The organism is Streptosporangium sp. NPDC001681 (assembly GCF_040298085.1).
GTDB lineage: Bacteria > Actinomycetota > Actinomycetes > Streptosporangiales > Streptosporangiaceae > Streptosporangium.
The window spans coordinates 27,588-45,250 of record NZ_JBEOZN010000084.1; the positions used below are offsets into that span (position 1 = coordinate 27,588).

The 17,663-nt window shown below is 69.5% G+C and carries 17 protein-coding genes; 9 read left to right on the top strand and 8 right to left on the bottom strand.

From position 1 onward, the window contains the following. Positions 1–9: 9 nt before the first annotated feature. Genes ABT130_RS31285 through sbnA form a run of 3 tightly spaced genes read right to left on the bottom strand, consistent with a single transcriptional unit; the run spans position 10 to position 2,296 of the window. Entirely contained in the window at positions 10–213 is a 204-nt protein-coding gene (locus ABT130_RS31285) for an MbtH family protein (RefSeq protein ID WP_326645853.1), read from the bottom strand. A gap of 8 nt (positions 214–221) precedes the next feature. After that, positions 222–1,250, bottom strand: coding sequence for a 2,3-diaminopropionate biosynthesis protein SbnB (gene sbnB / locus ABT130_RS31290; RefSeq protein ID WP_350929999.1), 1,029 nt, complete (start codon positions 1,248–1,250; stop codon positions 222–224). Beyond that, complete coding sequence (gene sbnA, locus ABT130_RS31295) at positions 1,244–2,296, bottom strand: 2,3-diaminopropionate biosynthesis protein SbnA (RefSeq protein WP_350930000.1); 1,053 nt, start codon at positions 2,294–2,296, stop codon at positions 1,244–1,246. The genes sbnB and sbnA overlap by 7 nt, the downstream gene beginning before the upstream one ends. Before the next feature lie 487 nt (positions 2,297–2,783). Between sbnA and ABT130_RS31300 the strand changes: the two genes are divergently transcribed. Together ABT130_RS31300 and ABT130_RS31305 are read left to right on the top strand one after the other, a co-directional pair. Continuing rightward, a complete protein-coding gene (locus ABT130_RS31300) occupies positions 2,784–4,289 on the top strand; it encodes a 4-hydroxyphenylacetate 3-hydroxylase family protein (protein ID WP_350961412.1) in 1,506 nt (501 codons plus the stop codon). 42 nt (positions 4,290–4,331) lie between these two features. After that, positions 4,332–5,897, top strand: a complete 1,566-nt coding sequence (locus ABT130_RS31305) for a glycosyltransferase family 39 protein (protein ID WP_350961415.1) — start codon at positions 4,332–4,334, stop codon at positions 5,895–5,897. A gap of 53 nt (positions 5,898–5,950) precedes the next feature. Here the strand turns inward: ABT130_RS31305 and ABT130_RS31310 are convergent, their stop codons facing one another. The 5 genes from ABT130_RS31310 to ABT130_RS31330 all read right to left on the bottom strand — a co-directional run bounded on the left by ABT130_RS31310 (position 5,951) and on the right by ABT130_RS31330 (position 10,881). Beyond that, positions 5,951–6,943: a Gfo/Idh/MocA family protein gene (locus tag ABT130_RS31310; protein ID WP_350961418.1), complete on the bottom strand. Its 993-nt coding sequence runs from the start codon at positions 6,941–6,943 to the stop codon at positions 5,951–5,953. 67 nt (positions 6,944–7,010) lie between these two features. Then, positions 7,011–7,634: a dTDP-4-dehydrorhamnose 3,5-epimerase family protein gene (locus ABT130_RS31315; protein WP_326645859.1), complete on the bottom strand. Its 624-nt coding sequence runs from the start codon at positions 7,632–7,634 to the stop codon at positions 7,011–7,013. A gap of 95 nt (positions 7,635–7,729) precedes the next feature. Beyond that, complete coding sequence (locus tag ABT130_RS31320) at positions 7,730–9,139, bottom strand: NDP-hexose 2,3-dehydratase family protein (protein ID WP_350961421.1); 1,410 nt, start codon at positions 9,137–9,139, stop codon at positions 7,730–7,732. A gap of 34 nt (positions 9,140–9,173) precedes the next feature. Beyond that, the gene (locus ABT130_RS31325) at positions 9,174–10,283 is read right to left on the bottom strand and encodes a DegT/DnrJ/EryC1/StrS family aminotransferase (protein WP_350961424.1); all 1,110 of its coding nucleotides are present in this window, start codon (positions 10,281–10,283) and stop codon (positions 9,174–9,176) included. Between the two features lie 67 nt (positions 10,284–10,350). Further along, complete coding sequence (locus ABT130_RS31330; RefSeq protein ID WP_350961427.1) at positions 10,351–10,881, bottom strand: GNAT family N-acetyltransferase; 531 nt, start codon at positions 10,879–10,881, stop codon at positions 10,351–10,353. A 409-nt stretch (positions 10,882–11,290) separates the two neighbouring features. On the opposite strand from ABT130_RS31330, the gene ABT130_RS31335 reads away from it, so the two are divergent. The 7 genes from ABT130_RS31335 to ABT130_RS31365 all read left to right on the top strand — a co-directional run. Next, the gene (locus ABT130_RS31335; protein ID WP_350961430.1) at positions 11,291–11,623 is read left to right on the top strand and encodes a hypothetical protein; all 333 of its coding nucleotides are present in this window, start codon (positions 11,291–11,293) and stop codon (positions 11,621–11,623) included. Between the two features lie 189 nt (positions 11,624–11,812). Continuing rightward, complete coding sequence (locus ABT130_RS31340) at positions 11,813–12,343, top strand: PH domain-containing protein (protein ID WP_350961433.1); 531 nt, start codon at positions 11,813–11,815, stop codon at positions 12,341–12,343. After that, complete coding sequence (locus ABT130_RS31345; protein WP_350961435.1) at positions 12,340–14,004, top strand: PH domain-containing protein; 1,665 nt, start codon at positions 12,340–12,342, stop codon at positions 14,002–14,004. Before ABT130_RS31340 ends, ABT130_RS31345 begins: the two co-directional genes overlap by 4 nt. Positions 14,005–14,038: 34 nt before the next feature. Further along, entirely contained in the window at positions 14,039–15,025 is a 987-nt protein-coding gene (locus ABT130_RS31350; RefSeq protein WP_350961438.1) for an aldo/keto reductase, read from the top strand. Between the two features lie 23 nt (positions 15,026–15,048). Continuing rightward, on the top strand, positions 15,049–15,621 hold the full coding sequence (locus ABT130_RS31355; RefSeq protein ID WP_350961440.1) for a GNAT family N-acetyltransferase: 573 nt from the start codon (positions 15,049–15,051) through the stop codon (positions 15,619–15,621). A gap of 62 nt (positions 15,622–15,683) precedes the next feature. After that, a complete protein-coding gene (locus ABT130_RS31360; protein ID WP_350961443.1) occupies positions 15,684–16,709 on the top strand; it encodes an NAD-dependent epimerase/dehydratase in 1,026 nt (341 codons plus the stop codon). Beyond that, positions 16,687–17,663: nucleotide disphospho-sugar-binding domain-containing protein (locus tag ABT130_RS31365; protein ID WP_350961446.1), on the top strand; the 977-nt coding region annotated here is incomplete at its 3' end. The genes ABT130_RS31360 and ABT130_RS31365, both read left to right, overlap by 23 nt.

Below are 17,663 nucleotides of genomic sequence, written 5' to 3' on the forward strand. Positions count from 1 at the left end.
GGCGGATCGTCAGCGAGCCTCGTCGGCCATGCGCAGCCGCAGGCTGAGCGGGCGCATGTCGGTCCAGACCCGCTCGATGTGGTCCAGGCACTCCTGCCGGGTTCCGGAGGCGCCCTCGGCCCGCCAACCGGCGGGCAGCGCACGGTCGGCGAACCAGACCGAGTACTGCTCCTCGTGGTTGACCACGACCAGGTACTTCTCGTCCGCGGACATCTCTCTCCTCAACGGTCGCGTTGTTCCGCTTCTCCCGGACCCGCCTCCGGGCCCGTGGAGAAGTCGGGAAGGTGGATCCCGAGCCCCCGCGCCGCGGCCTCGTCCATGACGTGGGCGGCGAGGGCGGCGTCGAGGGCGCCGAGCCCGAAAGGCGAGAACACCGTCACGGCTCCGGCGTCATAGGGCAGCGCGGTGCCCGGGGCCAGCAGGTCGCCGAGCTCGGCGGTGACGAATCCCCGGTTCCCGGCCAGCCGCGCGGCCAGGTCGAGCGAGGTCGCCTCGCGGCAGACGTGGTCGGTGTCGTCGACCACGTTCCTGGCCGCCAGGATCGACTCGGGGGTCAGGTCGCGCAGCGACACGTGCAGCACGACGGTGCCCGGCAGGCAGGAGTCCGTGCTCAGGTGCGGCTCGCCGGCGGTGGTGGCGAGGGAGACGATCCGGTGCGCGGCCAGCGCCTCCTCGACGTCACCGGCGATCTCGACCTTCAGGTCGGGCACCCGGGACGCGAACTCCCGGGCGCGCTCGGGGTCGAGGTCGAACACCGTGACCGTCGCCAACTCGGGGAGCTGTGACCGCAGGAAGCGGAGGATCTCGAAGTTGATGACCCCGCAGCCGATCAGCGTGACCCCGCTCCGGACGTCGGCGGGAGCGTCGGCGGTGAGCGTGGCCGCGGCCACGGCCGCGCCGGCCGCGGTGCGCCTGGCCGAGATGACCGCTCCCTCCAGCAGCGCCACCGGCCGTCCGTCCGTGACGGAGTTGAGCAGGATCGCGGCCGACGCCCGCTCCAGCCCGAGGGCCAGGTTCCCGGGGAACGACGCCACCCACTTGACCGCCGCGACCGGGCGCTCGCCCCCGACATAGGCGGGCAGCGCGATGATCCGGTCGCGTGTGTTGCCGGGGAAACGCAGGAAGACCGAGTGCGGCACCGAGGTCTCCCGCCGCGAATGGGCCAGGTAGGCGTCCCTGACGGTCCGGCAGACGGCGTCCTCGGCGTCGTCCAGCACCGCCAGCACGTCGCTCCTGCGGAGGATCAGCATGCCGTTTGCTCCTTCCAGAGGTGGGCGATGTCGCCGAACCTCTCTTCCACCCAGACGTCGGAGTAGATGGTGTCCAGGTACCGCTCGCCCCGGTCGGGCAGCAGCAGGACGCAGTTGGCTCCGGCCGGGATCTCCGCGAGCCGCTGCGCGACCGCGCTCACCACGGCGCCCGAGGAACCACCGCCCAGGATCGCCTCGACACCGACCAGCCGCCGGCAGCCGACCACGCAGTCCTGGTCGGTCATCCGGGCCACGGAGTGGGCGATGCCGTCGTAGTACAGCTCCGAGCGAATCGCCGCGCCGTGCCCCGGGATGAGCCGCTGGCAGGACGGCTCGCCGAAGATGGCGCTGCCCTCAGCGTCGACGGCGACGATGTGCGTGCCCAGCCCGTGGTCCGCGACGAACCTGGCGCACCCGTGAATGGTGCCGCAGGTTCCGGTGGCCACGAAGAGGTAGTCGACGTTCCCGTCGAGCTGCCGGACGACCTCCTGCATGATCGTTTCCTGGGCGCGGGCGTTGAGCGGGTTGGCGTACTGGTTGGGCCAGAACGCGTGGGGAATGTCGTGGACGAGTTCGCGGACGCGCCGGATCCTGGCGGACAGGAAGTCGCCCACCTCGTTGTCGGGCTCGCGCACGATGTCCAGCTCCGCCCCGTACGCGGCCAGGATCGCGAGGTTCTGGGCGGTCATCTTCGGATCCGCCACGCAGATGAACCGGAGACCGAACCAGCGGCACACCTGCGCGAGCCCGATGCCGAGGTTGCCCGAACTCGACTCGACGACCGTCGACTGGTTCGGGATGAGCTCGCCGCGCTCGATCGCACCCAGCACCATGCCCATGGCGGACCGGTCCTTCATGCTGCCGCCCGGGTTCAACGACTCCAGCTTGGCGTGGAACCGGACCTGGGAGTCCCCGAAGAGGCGCGTCAGCCGCACCAGGGGGGTCGCACCGACCGCGGAGAGGACGCCGTCACCGACCCGCGCGTTCACCGCCGGAGTCGTCCGGCCGGGGGGCGCACAGTCGATGGCCTCATATCCTGCGCTCACCGTTCCGCTCCGTCAGGAAATTCAGAAGATATGCTCCGCGAGACATTGGCACCTTTCCGGACGGCTTCATTCTCATGGGTTTCCGGCAGCACCCGCCAGAACCCGCCGAACATATTTACCGGGCCACCTCGAATGGCTGTCCACATCAGCGGGCCCCAAAACGTGGCCCGACCATAACCAGGGCGCCTCGACAGGGTCAATAGCGCAGGCCCCGGAAATGGTCATTGCCGCAAAAACTCCAGCCGTGCATGATAAGTCTCGACACCGCCGAATTATCGCACCGTATTCACCGAATGAACGGGCCGCCCGGCGCATTAATGTCGCTATTAGACGATGGCTGGGAGCTGTCCCGCCGGCGGGACAGCCGGGCGACGCGGACCGCCGGGGAGCGTGCCATGGCCGCTCCGACCCCCCGCACGCGAAGGAGAAAGCCGAGATGACCACCATTTTGCCCGCTCCGGCGGGCCCGCTGAATAATGTTCGGCCGATGACCGGTGAGGAATACCTGGAGTCGTTGCGCGACGGCCGCGAGGTATATATCGGGGGCGAGCGCGTGCCGGACGTTACCACTCACCCGGCCTTCCGTAACAGCGCGCGTTCCATCGCCCGGCTGTACGACGCGCTACACGAACCGGAGGCCGCGGATGTATTGCGTGTGCCGACCGACACGGGAAACGGCGGATTCACCCATCCGTACTTCAAAACGGCCCGTTCCGCGGCCGATCTGGTCGCCTCCCGGGACGCGATCGTCGCCTGGCAACGGCTCGTCTACGGCTGGATGGGCCGCACCCCGGACTACAAGGCCGGCTTCTTCGGCACCCTGGAGGCCAACGCGGAGTTCTACCACCCGTTCCAGGACAACGCGCTGCGCTGGTACAAGGAGGCGCAGGAGCGGCTGCTCTACTTCAACCACGCGATCGCGCATCCTCCCGTCGACCGGGACCGGCCGGCCGACCGGACCGCGGACGTGTGCGTCCACGTCGAGGAGGAGACCGACTCCGGCCTGATCGTGTCCGGCGCGAAGGTCGTCGCGACCGGGTCCGCGATCACCAACGCGAATTTCATCGCCCACTTCGGCCTCCCGCTCAGGGACAAGAAGTTCGGCCTGGTCTTCACGGTGCCGACGAACTCTCCCGGCCTGAAGTTCATCTGCCGCACCTCCTACGAGCAGGCGGCGGCGGCGCAGGGCAGCCCCTTCGACTACCCGCTGTCCAGCCGGATGGACGAGAACGACAGCATCATGGTGTTCGACCGGGTGCACGTGCCCTGGGAGAACGTTTTCATGTACGACGCCGGCGCGGCCAACTCCTTCGCCGCCGGATCCGGTGTCCAGGAGCGCTTCACCTTCCACGGCTGCGCGCGACTGGCCGTCAAGCTGGACTTCATCGCGGGCTGCGCGATGAAGGGCGTGGAGGCGACCGGCGTCTCGACGTTCCGCGGCGTGCAGGCCCAGATCGGCGAGATCCTCAACTGGCGCGACCTGTTCTGGGGGCTGTCCGACGCGATGGCCAAGTCGCCGACCTCGTGGCACGGCGACGCCGTGCAGCCGAACCTCAACTACGCCATGGCGTATCGCACGTTCATGGGCGTCGGCTATCCCCGCATCAAGGAGATCCTCCAGCAGACCCTCGGCAGCGGCCTGATCTACCTGAACTCGCACGCCGCCGACTGGAAGAACCCCGACGTGCGCCCCTACCTGGACCGCTACCTGCGCGGCTCGCGGGGCATCCAGGCCATCGACCGGGTGAAGCTGCTCAAGCTGCTCTGGGACTGCGTCGGCACCGAGTTCGCCGGACGCCACGAACTCTACGAGCGCTCCTACGCCGGCGACCACGAGGGCATCCGGGTGCAGACGCTGCAGTCCTACACGGCGAGCGGGCAGGCCCAGGCGCTGAAGGGCTTCGCCGAGCAGTGCATGGCCGAGTACGACCTCGACGGGTGGACCCGTCCCGACCTGATCGGTCCCGAGGGCCTGCCCGGCCACGCGCGTTGACGCCACCGCACGGAGACATCGCCCACACCGAAGGAACCATCATTGGCCATCATCGCGCTTGAGCCGTCGGCCCGGCCCCGCCGGGAGTACCACCCGCTCGCCTGGAAACCGTTGTCGCTGATCGTCGCGGCCGTCGTCGTGCCGGTGGCGCTGCTCATCGACGGCTACGGCTACAACATCGACGAGCTCTACTTCATCGCGGCCGGTCGGCAGCCGGCCTGGGGATACGCCGACCAGCCGCCGCTCGTGCCGCTGCTGGCCGCGCTGACCGACGCCCTGTTCCCCGGTTCGCTGCTCGCGCTCCGGCTGCTGGACCTGCTCGTGGTCGCGGCCGGTGTCGTGGTCACCGCGCAGATCGCGCGGGAGATGGGCGGCCGGGGGCGGGCGCAGGTCATGGCGGCCGCCGCCTACGCGATCGCGTTCCTCGGCCAGGCGGGCAGGCTCGACACCGAGACCTTCGACGTCGTGCTGTGGATGACGGCCGGCCTGCTGGTGATCCGCTGGGTCCGGCTGCGCGGCGAGGGCAGGACCGGCCGGAGCGCCGACCTGCCGCTGCTGTGGGCCGGGGTCGTCACGGCCGTGGCGTTGCAGGTCAAGTTCCTCATCCCGGTCTTCTGGGCGGCTCTGGCGGTGAGCGTGCTCGCGGTCGGCCCGCGCGACCTGCTGCGGCGGCCGGCGCTGTGGGCGGGGGCCGCGATCGCGGTGGTCGCCACGCTGCCCGGACTGGTCTGGCAGACCGTCCACGGATGGCCGCAGCTCCAGGTGGCCGCCGCGCTGACCGGAGAGAACGAGATGCTCTGGGGCGGCCGGCCGATGTTCCTGCCGCTGCTGCTGCTGGTCACCGGTATCCCGGTCGGGACGGTGCTGTTCTGCTACGGCCTGTGGGCGCTGCTGCGCTGCCCCGACCTGCGTGACCACCGCTTTCTCGGGTGGACCGTGCTCGGCGTGATCGCCATCCTGCTCGCGGCCGGTGGCCGCTTCACCTATGTCGGCGGGGTGTTCCCCCTCGTCTTCGCGGCGGCGGCGGTACGGATGGAGCGGCACCGGCCGGCCCGCTGGTGGCGCTGGACCGTCAGCTGGCCGGTCTTCGTACTGGCGGCGCTGCTGCCGCTGGTGCAACTGCCGATCACCCCGGTCGCGGAGCTCAGGCAGCCGACCACCCCGCAGGAACGGTCGGACATGCTGGAGGCCTTCCTCCAGCTCGGCTGGCCCGAGCTCGCGAACTCGGTCACCCGGGCCTACAACGCGCTGCCACCGGCCACCCGGGACCGGACCACGGTCCTCACCCGGTACTTCTGGCAGGCGGGCGCCCTGGAGGTGCTGGGCACCAGGCAGGGGCTGCCGCACCCGTACAGCGGGCACCGCGGGTACGGCTACCTGGCGACCCCGCCGGAGGAGCCGGGCCCGGTCCTCTACGTCGGCGGGATGGACGACGAGCTGCGGTCGATGTTCTCCGGCGTCCGGCAGGTGGGCACCGTCGAGGGCAGGATCGGCCTCGGGATCGGCACTCCGATCTGGTTCTGCGAGGGCCGTACCGCGGCCTGGTCGCGGATCTGGCCGCTGCTGAAGCGGGAGGACGCCGCCCGGCGGGCCAGACCCGGCTCCTGAGAACCGCATGGGTGAGGGCGGGCCGATCGCGGCCCGCCCTCACCCATGCGATCTCAGATCTCGAAGTGCAGCGCCACCTGCCGGATCCGCTCGATCAGGGCCGCCTGCTGCAGGCTTCCCTCCTGCTGCGGCCGGACGTCGCCGCCGTGCAGCACCGACCGCACGAAGGCGCCGATCACGTTCGCGAACTGGTGGTCGGCCGGCAGGATCAGTTCCTCGCGATGGTCCTGGCGCTCGACGCGCAGCACCGGCAGGTGCGTCTCCGGCGGGGTGAACACCCGGTCCAGCAGGATCCGGCCGGTGCTGCCCGAGAGCTGGTAGTCGTTCCGGTAGGAGTGCTCCATGCCGAAGGTGAGCTGCGCGGGGACGCCCTGCGGCGTACAGAGCAGGACGTTCCCGGACATCACCACGTCCTGCTTCTGGTCGTGCCGGAAGACGGCGCCGATGACCTGAAGATCTCCGCCGAGGAAGTGCACCGCCGCGCGGACCGGGTAGCCGCCGAAATCCAGGAAGGCGCCGCCGCCGACGTCACGCTGGTAGCGGATGTCGCCCTCCGGTTTGGGAGGGATGGTGAAGGCGGCGGCGAAGCCGCGCAGCTCGCCGATCACGCCGTCGGCGACCAGCTTGCGTACCGCGGCGTGCTGGGAGTGGTGCAGGAACATGTAGTTCTCCAGCAGCACCAGCCCGCGCGAGCGGGCCAGCGCGAGGAGCCTGCTCGTCTCCGTCTGGCTGTCGGTCATCGGCTTCTCGACCAGGACGTGCTTGCCGGATTCGAGCGTCCGCTCGATCCACTCCGCGTGCAACAGCGCCGGCAGCGGGATGTAGACGGCGTCGACGTCCGGACGGTCCAGCATCGACTCGTACCCCTTGAGCGGGACGCCGCCGAACCGGTCGGTGAACGCGGTCGCCTTCCGCAGGTCACGGCTGGCGACCGCGGTGACCTGCACGTCCGCGTCGGCCACCATCGCGGGAAGGGTCCGCCGCCAGGCGATGTCCGCGCATCCCATGACTCCCATGCGAAGCCGGTCGGTGCTGACACTGATCATTGGTGCGACTCCACTCGGCATAGGACGGACAGAAGGCGATCGCGTGAACCCACCGCGGCATCCCGGTTCAGCGCTGCGGACCGGCCTTCAGCGCCGCGTAGTGCGCCAGGCAATCCTCGTAGGTGGGGAGCAGCCCCTTGGCCGCCGCCTCAGCCAGGGTGGGCGCGCCCGCGTCCTTGTCCGACATGATCGGCGGCTCGGTGAGACCCCACGGGATACCGATCTCAGGGTCCCGTGGATCGATCTCAAGCATCGTGCCCGGTTCGTACGCCTCCGAGCACAGGTAGTTCATGCAGGCGTCGTCGGTCAGCGCCAGGAAGGCGTGCCCGAGACCGTCGGCGAGATAGACCGCGATGCCGGACTTCTCATCCTGCAGCGTCGTCTCGTACTTCCCGTACGTCGGCGAGCCCACCCTCAGGTCCACCACGACGTCCAGCACCGCGCCGCGCACGCAGGTGACCAGTTTGGCCTGACCCGGCGGGAGCGCGGTGCCGTGGATGCCGCGCAGCGTGTTGCGGCGGCTCGACGAGTAGTTGGCCTGGCCGACCGTGAAGGGATAGCCGATCGCATCGGAGATCACCTCGGAGCGGAACGCCTCGTAGAAGTATCCGCGCCGGTCGTCGTGTTTGGTCGGCGTCAACCGGTAGGCGTCCGGCACCGACAGCTCGGTCACCATCATCGAGTCGAACATCCGCCACCACACTCCTGAGTGAGAACGTCACGGCCGGCGATCGGCTCGCCGGCCTTCCGATAGCTACGCGGCCCGGCCCGCACGGGAGCCCGCGATCAGTACAGGCTGTGCATGCAGGCGAGCAGGCTGCGGGCCTCGATGTTGAGGTAGTGGCCGTGCCGCAGCAGGTCCGTGAGCTGACGGACGGTCATCCAGCGGAAGTTCGCCGGCACGTCGAGGGAGAAGTCCTCGCCGACCTCGGCGATCTGGTAGCGGGTCAGGGCCTGGTAGAAGCGCCCGCCCTCCTCGGAGAGCACCGCGTCGTAGCGCATGGTCGCGTCGGCCAGGGCGTCACGCAGCAGCAGGTCCTCGATCTCGGTGACCCCCGCCCCCGGCAGCAGCTGCACGGTCGGCGCCATCTCCACCATGTCCATCAGGCCGAACTCCGGCCTGGCCTGGACCAGCAGGTGCAGCACTCCGCCGATGGGGCGCGCGACGAACAACGCGCGCCCCTCCCCGCGGGGGAACAGCAGCGGCTGGGTCCACCGCTTGACCTCCCTGGTCCCGGCCTCCACCTCGGCCGCGATGATCCGGAAGTGCCGGCCCTCGCCGTCGGTGATCTCGTCGTCGGTCCGCTCCCAGCCGCCGACCTTCGCCAGCGGCACCAGGCGGGCCGTCCAGTCGCACCGGGTCTTCGCCTCGGTGAACCAGCTCAGCACCTCGCCGGCGCCGACGTCGTCCGGCCGGTACCGGTAGGAGCGGATGAGCGCGTCCCTGAACGAGTCTCCGGTCGACGCGTCCTCATCCTCCGGCAGCTCGACCGGCAGGCAGGACAGGACCGTGCGGGCGTCCATGTTGACCAGGTTGTCGACCTGGGTGAGCTCGCGGATCTGGGCCAGGGTGAGCCAGCGGTAGTCCTCGTGCACCGGCACGTCGCCGGTCATGAGCACCACCATGTTGCGGTTGCGCTTGCGCCAGAACCAGGCCCCCTGCTCCGACTGCAGGACGTCCACCAGCACCTGACCTCGGGCCGGTCCGACGAAGCACTCCAGGTACCTGGTGCCGGCGCCGCGGTGCACCTGGGTGTAGTTGCTCCGGGTCGCCTGGACGGTCGGCGACAGTTGCAGCGTGTTGATGTTGCCCGGTTCCATCTTCGCCTGCATCAGGCAGTGCAGGACGCCGTCGAACTCCTTCACCACGATGCCGAGAATCCCGATCTCCGGCTGGTTGATGATCGGCTGCGACCACGTCTCCCGGCCGCCGTCGCGGACCTGCAGGCCCTCGATGGTGAAGAAGCGCCCGCTGGCGTGCGCCAGGTTGCCGGTGTCCGGCTCGAAGTTCCAGTCGTCCAGCCGGGAGAAGGGGATCCGCTCCACCATGAAGCGACCGCTGCGGTGCCGGTCGGCCCACCAGTCGTGGAACTCCTCGGTGGACATGAGCGCCCCGTCGTCGGCCGCCGAGGCCCGGCGCGTCGGCACGCCGGCCGCCTCCCCGGTCTGCGCGCGCGAAGCCGCGAGTCGCGTCATGATGGGTCCCTTCCCGTCCTCGGTGCGATTTTCTTCAGACCTTCGCCAGGACGTCGCGGAGCGTGTCGATGACCCGTTCCTGGTCGATGTCGGAGAGCGAGGCGTACATGGGCAGGGAGAAGATCTCGTCGGCCACCGTCTCGGTGACCGGCAGGGAGCCCTTCCGGTAGCCGAGGTGCGCGAAGCCCGACTGGGTGTGCACCGGCCACGGGTAGCTGATGTTCAACACGATGCCGTGCGCCTTGAGCGCCTCAAGGATCCTGTCCCGCTTCGGGTGACGCACCACGTGGACGTAGTACACGTGGTCGTTGCCGGGAGCGGTCTTCGGGGTCACCAGGTCGGTGCCGGCGAAGGCCTCCGCGTAGCGGGCCGCGATCACCCGCCGCCTGGCGATGTAGTCGTCGAGCCGGGTCAGCTTGCGGCGCAGGATCTCGGCCTGCACCTCGTCCAGCCGGCTGTTGTATCCGGGCGTGGAGACGACGTAGTACTGGCTCTCCATCCCGTAGTAGCGCAGGCGGCGCAGGTTCGCGTCCACCTCCGCGTCCCGGGTCATGGTGGCACCGCCGTCGCCGTAGGCGCCCAGCACCTTGGTGGGGTAGAAGGAGAACGCCGCGACCTGCCCCATCGAGCCGGCGATCCGGCCGTGGTGGCGGGCGCCGTGCGCCTGCGCGCAGTCCTCCAGGATCGGCAGGTTGTGCTCGGCGGCGATCGCCTCCAGCGGCGCCATGTCGACGCACTGCCCGTACAGGTGGACCGCCACGATGCATCGTGTGCGGTCGGTGACGAGGGCGGCCACCTGCTCGACGTTCATCAGGTAGGTGTCGGGGTCGATGTCGGCGAACACCGGCGTCGCACCGACCGCGTCGATCGCGACGACCGTCGGGGCGGCCGTGTTCGAGACGGTGATCACCTCGTCACCGGCTCCGACGCCGAGGGCACGCAGGCCGAGCACGATCGCGTTGGTGCCGTTGTCGACGCCCACGCAGTGCGGGACGCCGTGGTAGGCGGCGAACTCCTCCTCGAACGCCTGTACGCTCGGCCCGAGCACCAGCCGTCCCGAACGGAACACCGTGTCGACCGCGTCGAGGATGTCGTCGCGTTCCTTCTCGTACTCCGGCAAATAACCCCACACGAAAAGGGTCATCGGGGCACGTCACCTCCAATGCGCGAGGGCCCGTCCAGCAGCTGGCCGCGGGCTCGGACGACGGGTTTCAGACGATGTTCTTGAGCAGGTCCACTCCGTGCACGTCCCAGGCCTCGCGGTAGATCGCGAAGACGTGGACGTCCAGGACCTGGCCGTGGAAGTACGTGTGCCTGGGCAGGACCGCCTCCGCCTCGACCATCAGCGCGTGCGGCTCGGCGAACCCGAGGCTCTCGATGCCGGGATCGGTGGCGTGGAAGTAGACCTTGCGAGTGCGCCACATCGCGAAGGCGAAGTTGACCGTGAGCGCGGCCGCGTCCGTCCGGATCTCGTCCGGCTGGCCGGCCAGATGGACATCGGCCTTGAGGTGGCCCGCCGGGGCGAGTTCGGACAGCGTGCTGAACCCGACGACCTCCCCGGTGTCCTTGCGATGCACCAGGAAACAGGCGGACAACCCCTGGCCGAAGGTGTCGACGAACCTGTCGATCACCGGCAGACCGCTGTGCCCCAGTCGGAACAGGATGTCGTAGACCTTGGCGGCGTCCTTGACGCCCGCGGGCCGCAACTCGATCTGCCTGGACTCGGTGTAAGGAAACAACATTTCTTGGTCATCCTCGTTTCGGAGCCGAGCTCCGGCGACATGAAATGGCATTCACGCGCCAATGGCACAGATTTTCGGGAAACGCGCACGGAACATCACCTGTCCCGCCGGCGGGACAGGTGGACACACACCGAATCAGTACGTCGGCCGGAAATCCTTCGGGTGTTCACCAGATCTATCACATCGGCCCGGTCACCGGCACCCCGCCGATTATTTCGGGTAGCCGGATAAGAACGGTGGACGGGGCTAACGCTATTGCCCCCACCATGAGGCCGTGACTACTGTCGTCGGCGTTTAGGCGTCCGCCGACAAAGCCTCGTTTAGGAGCGGGTCCGCGAAAGCACTTCCAAGCTTTGTCGATTCGGACCTCGCGTGGACATCACCGCGACCGCACGAAAGGACGAAAGATATGTCAGACAATGACCTGGCCACCGATGTCGACCTCACCCTGGTCGACGATGTGGAGCGCATGGTCCGGGGTACCGCCGAAATGATCTGCGCCGAGCAGCCCGATGTGCCGCAGCCGGAGTCGCTGCACGACCTCGACTCCTTCTCGATGGTCCAGATCCTGCTGGAGCTGGAGAACACCACACAGCTCAAGCTGCTGGAGCGGTTCGAGGGCTTCCAGGGCGAGACGTTCCGCGACCTCGCGGAGTTCATCGTCAAGTTCACCACGGAAGACGAGCAGGAGAAGCAGCGCCAGGCCGCGGAAGCGCCCCAGGAGCAGACGTCGCCGGTTTAGCCGCCGGCCCGTGCGCTGTCCCGCCAGCGAGACAGCGCAGTGGCGGCAGAACCGGAATCTCGGATGCCGGCCGGCCAAACAGTGCGTCTGGGGGAACGGGCGCAGAATAATCCACGGAATGACACCGGAGCCACTTTTACCGGCAGGCCGTTCATTGCGCCCGGAGTACCATTGACCCAGGATGACGATATGCCTGACACATTGCACGTGATCTCTCCCGAACCGGCCCGGGAACCGCTCAGGTTGCACCCGCCGAGGCATCGGATCGAGCGGCGGTCGATCCTTATGTGGACGCTCAACGCACTGATCTGGGGAATATTCGTCGTTGGCGCTCTCAGCGTGCTGTACGCGCTGGTTCCGGACACCCGGCCGTGGCTGGGCCCGGTGATCTGGATTTTCTCGGCGATTTACGCGGTGAACGTGGCGGTCATGCCGACCTGGCGTTATCTGGTGCACCGCTGGGAGATCAACGACCAGGCCGTCTACGCGCTCAACGGCTGGATCACCCGTGAGTGGCGGATCACCCCCATCTCACGCATCCAGTCCGTGGAGACCAGAAGGGGTCCGCTGCAGAACGTGCTGGGCCTGGCCACGCTCAAGGTGACCACCGCCTCCAGGGAGGGCGGGATCACCATCGACGGGCTGGACGCGGGGGTGGCCGAGGAGTGCTCGCGCCGGCTCACCGAGATCACCCAGGCCACTCCGGGAGATGCCACGTGAGCACCACCCGGTCGGCGGACGAACCGCTCCGGACGGACCCGCCGCCACCGCCCGCCGACCCACCGCCGCCCGCCGACCCACCGCCCGCCGACCCGCCGCCGGCCGCGAAGGCGGCGGCCGAGACCGTCGACGAGGTGGTCGACGAGGTGGTCGACGACGGGGTGGGCTGGCAGCGGCTGAGCAGCCGGGTGGCGTGGGTCGACGGGCTGCGATTCGTGCTCAGCCTGATCCCCAGCTTTCTCACCATGTTCGTCTTCGACCGGGGTTTCGACGCCTGGCCGGTCCTCATCATCAGCGTGGTCGGCACCACGGTCAGCATCCTGAACCTGCGGCGCTGGCTGACCACCAGGTACCGGCTGACCACCGACCGGGTCGAGATCCGCCGGGGGGTGCTGGTCCGCAAGTACCGCTCCGTCCCCAGGGACCGGATCCGCACGGTGGACACCACCGCGAAGTTCCGGCACCGGATCGCCGGGCTCCGCGTGCTGCACATCGCCTCCGGTGAGGCGCGCACCTCTTTCAAACTCGACGCCATCCCCAAGAAGGCGGCCGAGGAGCTCCGCGACGAACTGCTGCGCGATCGGGGAAGTGCGGATCCCCGCGAGGACGTGACTCCCGAGAACGACCGCCCGGCACCCCAGGAGACCGTCATCGCACGGCTCAGCTGGTCCTGGATCCCGTACAACGTGCTCAGTATCTGGTCCTTCCTGGCCGCGGGGCTGTTCCTGCTGAGTACCAGCCTGACGCTGCAGATGTTCGACGTCGACCTTTGGGAGATCATCGGTAACGCGGTCGGCTGGGAGGACCTCGGCCTGGGCTGGTCGATCGCCATCGGGGCCACGGGCTGCTTCGTCGTGGGCACCATCGGCCTGACGATCACCTTCTTCAAGGAGAAGTGGAACTTCGAGCTGGTCCGCACCACGACCGACGACGGCGGCACGGCGCTGCTCACCCGGCAGGGGCTGTTCGGCACCCGCGAGGTGTACCGCGACGACAGGCGCCTGCGCGGGGTCCACATCAGCGAACCGCTGCTCTCCCGATGGATGGGACTGGCCGAGACGGAGGTCATCTCGACCGGGCTGCGGTGGATCCCCGGGAGCGACGCGTCCAGCAGCATCCTGCCGCGCGCGCCCATCGGCGAGGCGCGCCGGGTGGCGGTCCTGGTCCTGGGAGACGAGCACCGGCCGCTGGAGGCGAAGCTCCGCGCCCACCCGCGCGCCGCGCTGTACCGCCGGCTGATCTGGGCCGTCTACGTGCCGGGGATCCTCGCCGGCCTGCTGGCCTGGCTGGGGGCGACCGGTGCCGTCCCCGGCCGGATCTGGCTGGTCCTCGTCGCGCTGATGCCGGTGACCTGCCTTCTGGCGTTCGTGGCGTACCGGTCACTGGGGCACACGCTGGCCGGGCCGTACCTGGTGATGCGGTCCGGGGTGGTGCGGCGCAACACGGTCGTGCTGCAGTGCCGGGGAGTGATCGGCTGGACGTTGAGCCAGTCACTCCTGCAGCGCGCGCTGGGGCTGATGACCATCCGGGTGTCGACCGCGGCCGGGGCTCGCTCGTACGAGATACCGGACGTCGCCGCGGACCAGGCCGTGACGTTCGCGCACGGCGGGACCCCGGAACTGGTGTCCGAATTCCTGGTCAACGACAACCCGTCCAGCTGACCCCGCTCACCTACCTGGTGGACAGGAGGTAGAAATGCGCCAGACCAACCTCACGGATGACTTTTCCGTGAGCGCGATCGGCCTCGGCTGTAGCTCGATGTCACACGGCTACGGGCCGGCCGACCGGGACGACGAGGAGTCCGTCCGGGTCATCCACCGGGCCATCGACTACGGCATCGACATCTTCGACACCGCGGACGTCTACGGGCCGTACACCAACGAAAAACTGCTCGGGCGCGCGCTCGGATCGCACCGGGACGACGTGACGATCGCCACCAAGTGCGGCCTGGTGGTCGGGCCGGACGGCAAGTTCCGTCGCAACGGCCGGCCCGAGTACCTGCGGACCGCCTGTGAGGGATCGCTCCGCCGGCTCAGGACCGACTCCATCGGGCTGTACCAGCTGCACCGGGTCGACCCGGCCGTCCCGCTCGTCGAGACCTGGGGAGCGCTGGGCGAGCTGGTCACCGAGGGCAAGGTCCGGGCGCTCGGCATCTCCCATGCCACCTGCGAGGAGCTGGAGCTGGTCCACTCGGTGTTCCCGATCACCGCGGTCCAGTACGAGCTGTCGGTATGGTCCACGGGCACCCTCGACGACGTCCTGCCGTGGAGTCAGAAGAACGGCGTGGGTTTCCTCGCCTTTGCTCCGCTGGGCCGCGGGTACCTGTCCGGCCACGTCGACCACACCGCCCTGGGCGCGGACGACTCCCGCAGCCGGGACCCGCGCTTCAGCCCCGACGCGATGAGCGTCAACCAGGCGATCGTCGAGGGCCTGCGCGCGATAGGCGCCCGGCACGGCGTCACCTCGGCGCAGGTGGCGATCGCCTGGACGATGGCCCAGGGCGGCAACGTCGTCCCCATCCCGGGAACGAGGCGACGGCACTGGCTCGGGGACAACGCGGCCGCGGTCGACCTGCTCCTCACCCCCGAGGATCTGCGCGACATCCACAACCTCCCATCGGCGGTGGGCGAGATGAGCTGGGACCAGTTCCGTTCCACCGGCTCGCCGACGCACCGGAGCTGACCCAGATGACAGGACCCAAGAAGTTGATCTTTCCGCATACGGCGTCACGCCGCGTCGTGCTCCACCCCGCGAGCGGTACCGACCAGGCCGGCTTCGCCCAGGTCTTCGTACGTACGGGGGTGGAGAGCGTCCGCCCGGCGGTACGGCCGGCCCGGGGAACGATGCGCGCCCACGCCGCGTTCCACGTCTCCACGACCGCCACCAACGAGCGTCTGGGCTTCGCCGGCCTGCACGCGCTCGACCCGGCCGGGCATGTCAGGTGCGCCGTCTACCTGGACCCCCAGCGGGCCCGGCTGGGCGTGGGCTCCGAGGCCATCCTGCTGATGATCAACTATGCCTTCGCCACCCTGGACGTCGAGCGGGTGATCGGGCAGACCACCGAGGCCAGCTTCACCTCCTTCGGGATCACCGGGAGCGACAGGGAGATCGGCGCCCTGCGCGATCACATGTACTTCCGCGGGCGCCTGTGGGACCTGCACAACTTCGAGATCGAGCGCCCGAAGTGGGAGGAGTACATCGACCGGAACGCCACCGGCGTGCTTCCCCCGCCGCTGAGCTGGCGGGCCGCGCCGCCCCGGCCTCTTGAGGTGTCCTGACGGTCCGCTGGACGTCGCCCCGTCCCCGTCGCGATCCGCTCCGGCAACGTGAAGGAGAACACATGGCCACCACGGCCGCGAAACCGCTGATCACCGTACTCGGCGCCTCGGGCCTGCTGGGCACGGCCGTCGCCCGCGAGCTGGCGGTCAGGCCGGTCCGGCTCCGGCTGGTCGGGCGCCGCCCCACTTCCGTCCCGTCCGGATCGCGCGCCGACGTCGAGGTGCGCATCGCCGACCTGACCCACGGCGACGCCCTCACCGCCGCGGTCGACGGCGCCGACGCGGTGATTCACCTGGTCGCGCACCGGGGAAACGCGAGCACGTGGCGGGCCGCCGCGGTCGACCCCGCCGCGGAGCGGGTCAACCTGGGCCTGGTGCACGACCTCGTCGACGCGGTCCGGGCACAACGGCCGGAACGGCCACCGGTGGTGGTGTTCGCCGGCTCGGTCTCGCAGGCGGGGCGCTCGTTGTCGGCGCGGATCGACGGCAGCCAGCCGGACGAGCCGCTGACCGCGTACGACCGGCAGAAACTGGCCGCCGAACGCGCGATCGAGGCCGCCTGCGCCGAAGGGCTGATCCGGGGCAGCACGCTGCGGCTGGCGACCCTCTACAGCCGGGGTACCGATCCCACCGCCCTGGACCGGGGCGTGGTCGCGGCCATGATGCGCCGGGCGTTCGCCGACCAGCCGCTCACCATGTGGCACGACGGCTCCGTCAAGCGGGACCTGCTCTGCGTCGACGACGCGGCCACCGCGTTCGTCACCGCGCTGGACCAGGCCGAGGTGGTCTCCGGCCGGCACTGGCTGGTCGGGACGGGGCAGGCGACCAGCGTCGCCGACCTGTTCGCGATGATCTCCAAGGCCGTCGCCACCCGCTCGGGACGGCCGCCGGTCCCGGTCGTCTCGGTCCCGCCCGCGGACCACTCCATGCCGACGGACGTGCTGGATTTCGTGCTCGACCCGGCCGCGTTCCAGGACGCCACCGGCTGGGCTCCGAGGGTGCCGTTGTTCGAGGGCCTGGACGGCGTCGCCGCCGCCATCGCCAGAGAGTTCCGAGAGGAGAGCCGTGCGCGTCCTGTTCGCCGTTAATCCGGAGAAGAGCATCTTCCAGTACCACGTGCCGCTGGCGTGGGCGCTGCGCACCGCGGGCCACGAGGTCCGCGTCGCCGGCCAGCCCGCCTTCGCCAAGGTGATCACCCAGGCCGGGCTCACCGCGGTTCCGCTGGGCAACGACCGCAGCTCGTGGCGGATCACGGAGAACCGGCAGGAGGCGCTCGACGCGCTGCGCGTGGGCATCATGGCGCCGTACGACGCCTTCGACGATCCGGCGAAGGCCACCTGGGAGTACCTCAAGCCCGGGATGGTCAAGGCCGTGCAGGGCTGGCATCGGGTGAGCAACTTCCCGATCATCACGGACCTGGTGGAGTTCGCCCGGCTCTGGGAGCCCGACCTGGTCATCTGGGAGCCGCTGACCTTCGCCGCGCCGATCGCGGCCAAGGCCTGCGGCGCCGCGCACGCCCGCCTGCTCAACGGCGTCGACGTCTACGGCGGCGTCCGCCAGATCTACCGGCGGCTGAAGGCCGAGCAGCCCCCCGAGGAGCGGGCCGACCCGATCGCCGACTGGCTGGGCGGCTATGCCCGCAAGTACGGTTTCGACTTCGGCGAGGACATGCTCACCGGCCACTTCACCATCGACCAGTTCCCCGCCAGCCTGCAGATCGAGGCCCCGGACCTGGACTACCTGCGCATGCGCTACGTCCCCTACGGCGGCCCGGCGGTCGTGCCCAAATGGCTGTCGGCACCACCGGAGAGGCCCCGGGTCGCCCTCACCATGGGGCTGGACGCGACCGAGGTCTACAACGGCTACACCGTCAACGTCCAGGACATCCTCGACAGCCTCGCCGACCTCGACATCGAACTCGTCGCCACCGTCGCCGAATCCGAGCAGCAGAAGCTCGCCCGTATCCCCGACAACGCCCGCCTGGTCTCCTACGTGCCCATGCACGCCCTGGTCCCCACCTGCTCGGCCGTCATCCACCACGC

What these genes read in the sequence shown, in the direction of transcription:
- ABT130_RS31285 (WP_326645853.1), bottom strand. Translation starts at nt 213, where the DNA reads ATGTCCGCGGACGAGAAGTACCTGGTCGTGGTCAACCACGAGGAGCAG.
- sbnB (WP_350929999.1), bottom strand. Translation starts at nt 1,250, where the DNA reads ATGCTGATCCTCCGCAGGAGCGACGTGCTGGCGGTGCTGGACGACGCC.
- ABT130_RS31300 (WP_350961412.1), top strand. Translation starts at nt 2,784, where the DNA reads ATGACCGGTGAGGAATACCTGGAGTCGTTGCGCGACGGCCGCGAGGTA.
- ABT130_RS31310 (WP_350961418.1), bottom strand. Translation starts at nt 6,943, where the DNA reads ATGATCAGTGTCAGCACCGACCGGCTTCGCATGGGAGTCATGGGATGC.
- ABT130_RS31315 (WP_326645859.1), bottom strand. Translation starts at nt 7,634, where the DNA reads ATGTTCGACTCGATGATGGTGACCGAGCTGTCGGTGCCGGACGCCTAC.
- ABT130_RS31320 (WP_350961421.1), bottom strand. Translation starts at nt 9,139, where the DNA reads ATGACGCGACTCGCGGCTTCGCGCGCGCAGACCGGGGAGGCGGCCGGC.
- ABT130_RS31325 (WP_350961424.1), bottom strand. Translation starts at nt 10,283, where the DNA reads ATGACCCTTTTCGTGTGGGGTTATTTGCCGGAGTACGAGAAGGAACGC.
- ABT130_RS31330 (WP_350961427.1), bottom strand. Translation starts at nt 10,881, where the DNA reads ATGTTGTTTCCTTACACCGAGTCCAGGCAGATCGAGTTGCGGCCCGCG.
- ABT130_RS31335 (WP_350961430.1), top strand. Translation starts at nt 11,291, where the DNA reads ATGTCAGACAATGACCTGGCCACCGATGTCGACCTCACCCTGGTCGAC.
- ABT130_RS31340 (WP_350961433.1), top strand. Translation starts at nt 11,813, where the DNA reads ATGCCTGACACATTGCACGTGATCTCTCCCGAACCGGCCCGGGAACCG.
- ABT130_RS31350 (WP_350961438.1), top strand. Translation starts at nt 14,039, where the DNA reads ATGCGCCAGACCAACCTCACGGATGACTTTTCCGTGAGCGCGATCGGC.
- ABT130_RS31360 (WP_350961443.1), top strand. Translation starts at nt 15,684, where the DNA reads ATGGCCACCACGGCCGCGAAACCGCTGATCACCGTACTCGGCGCCTCG.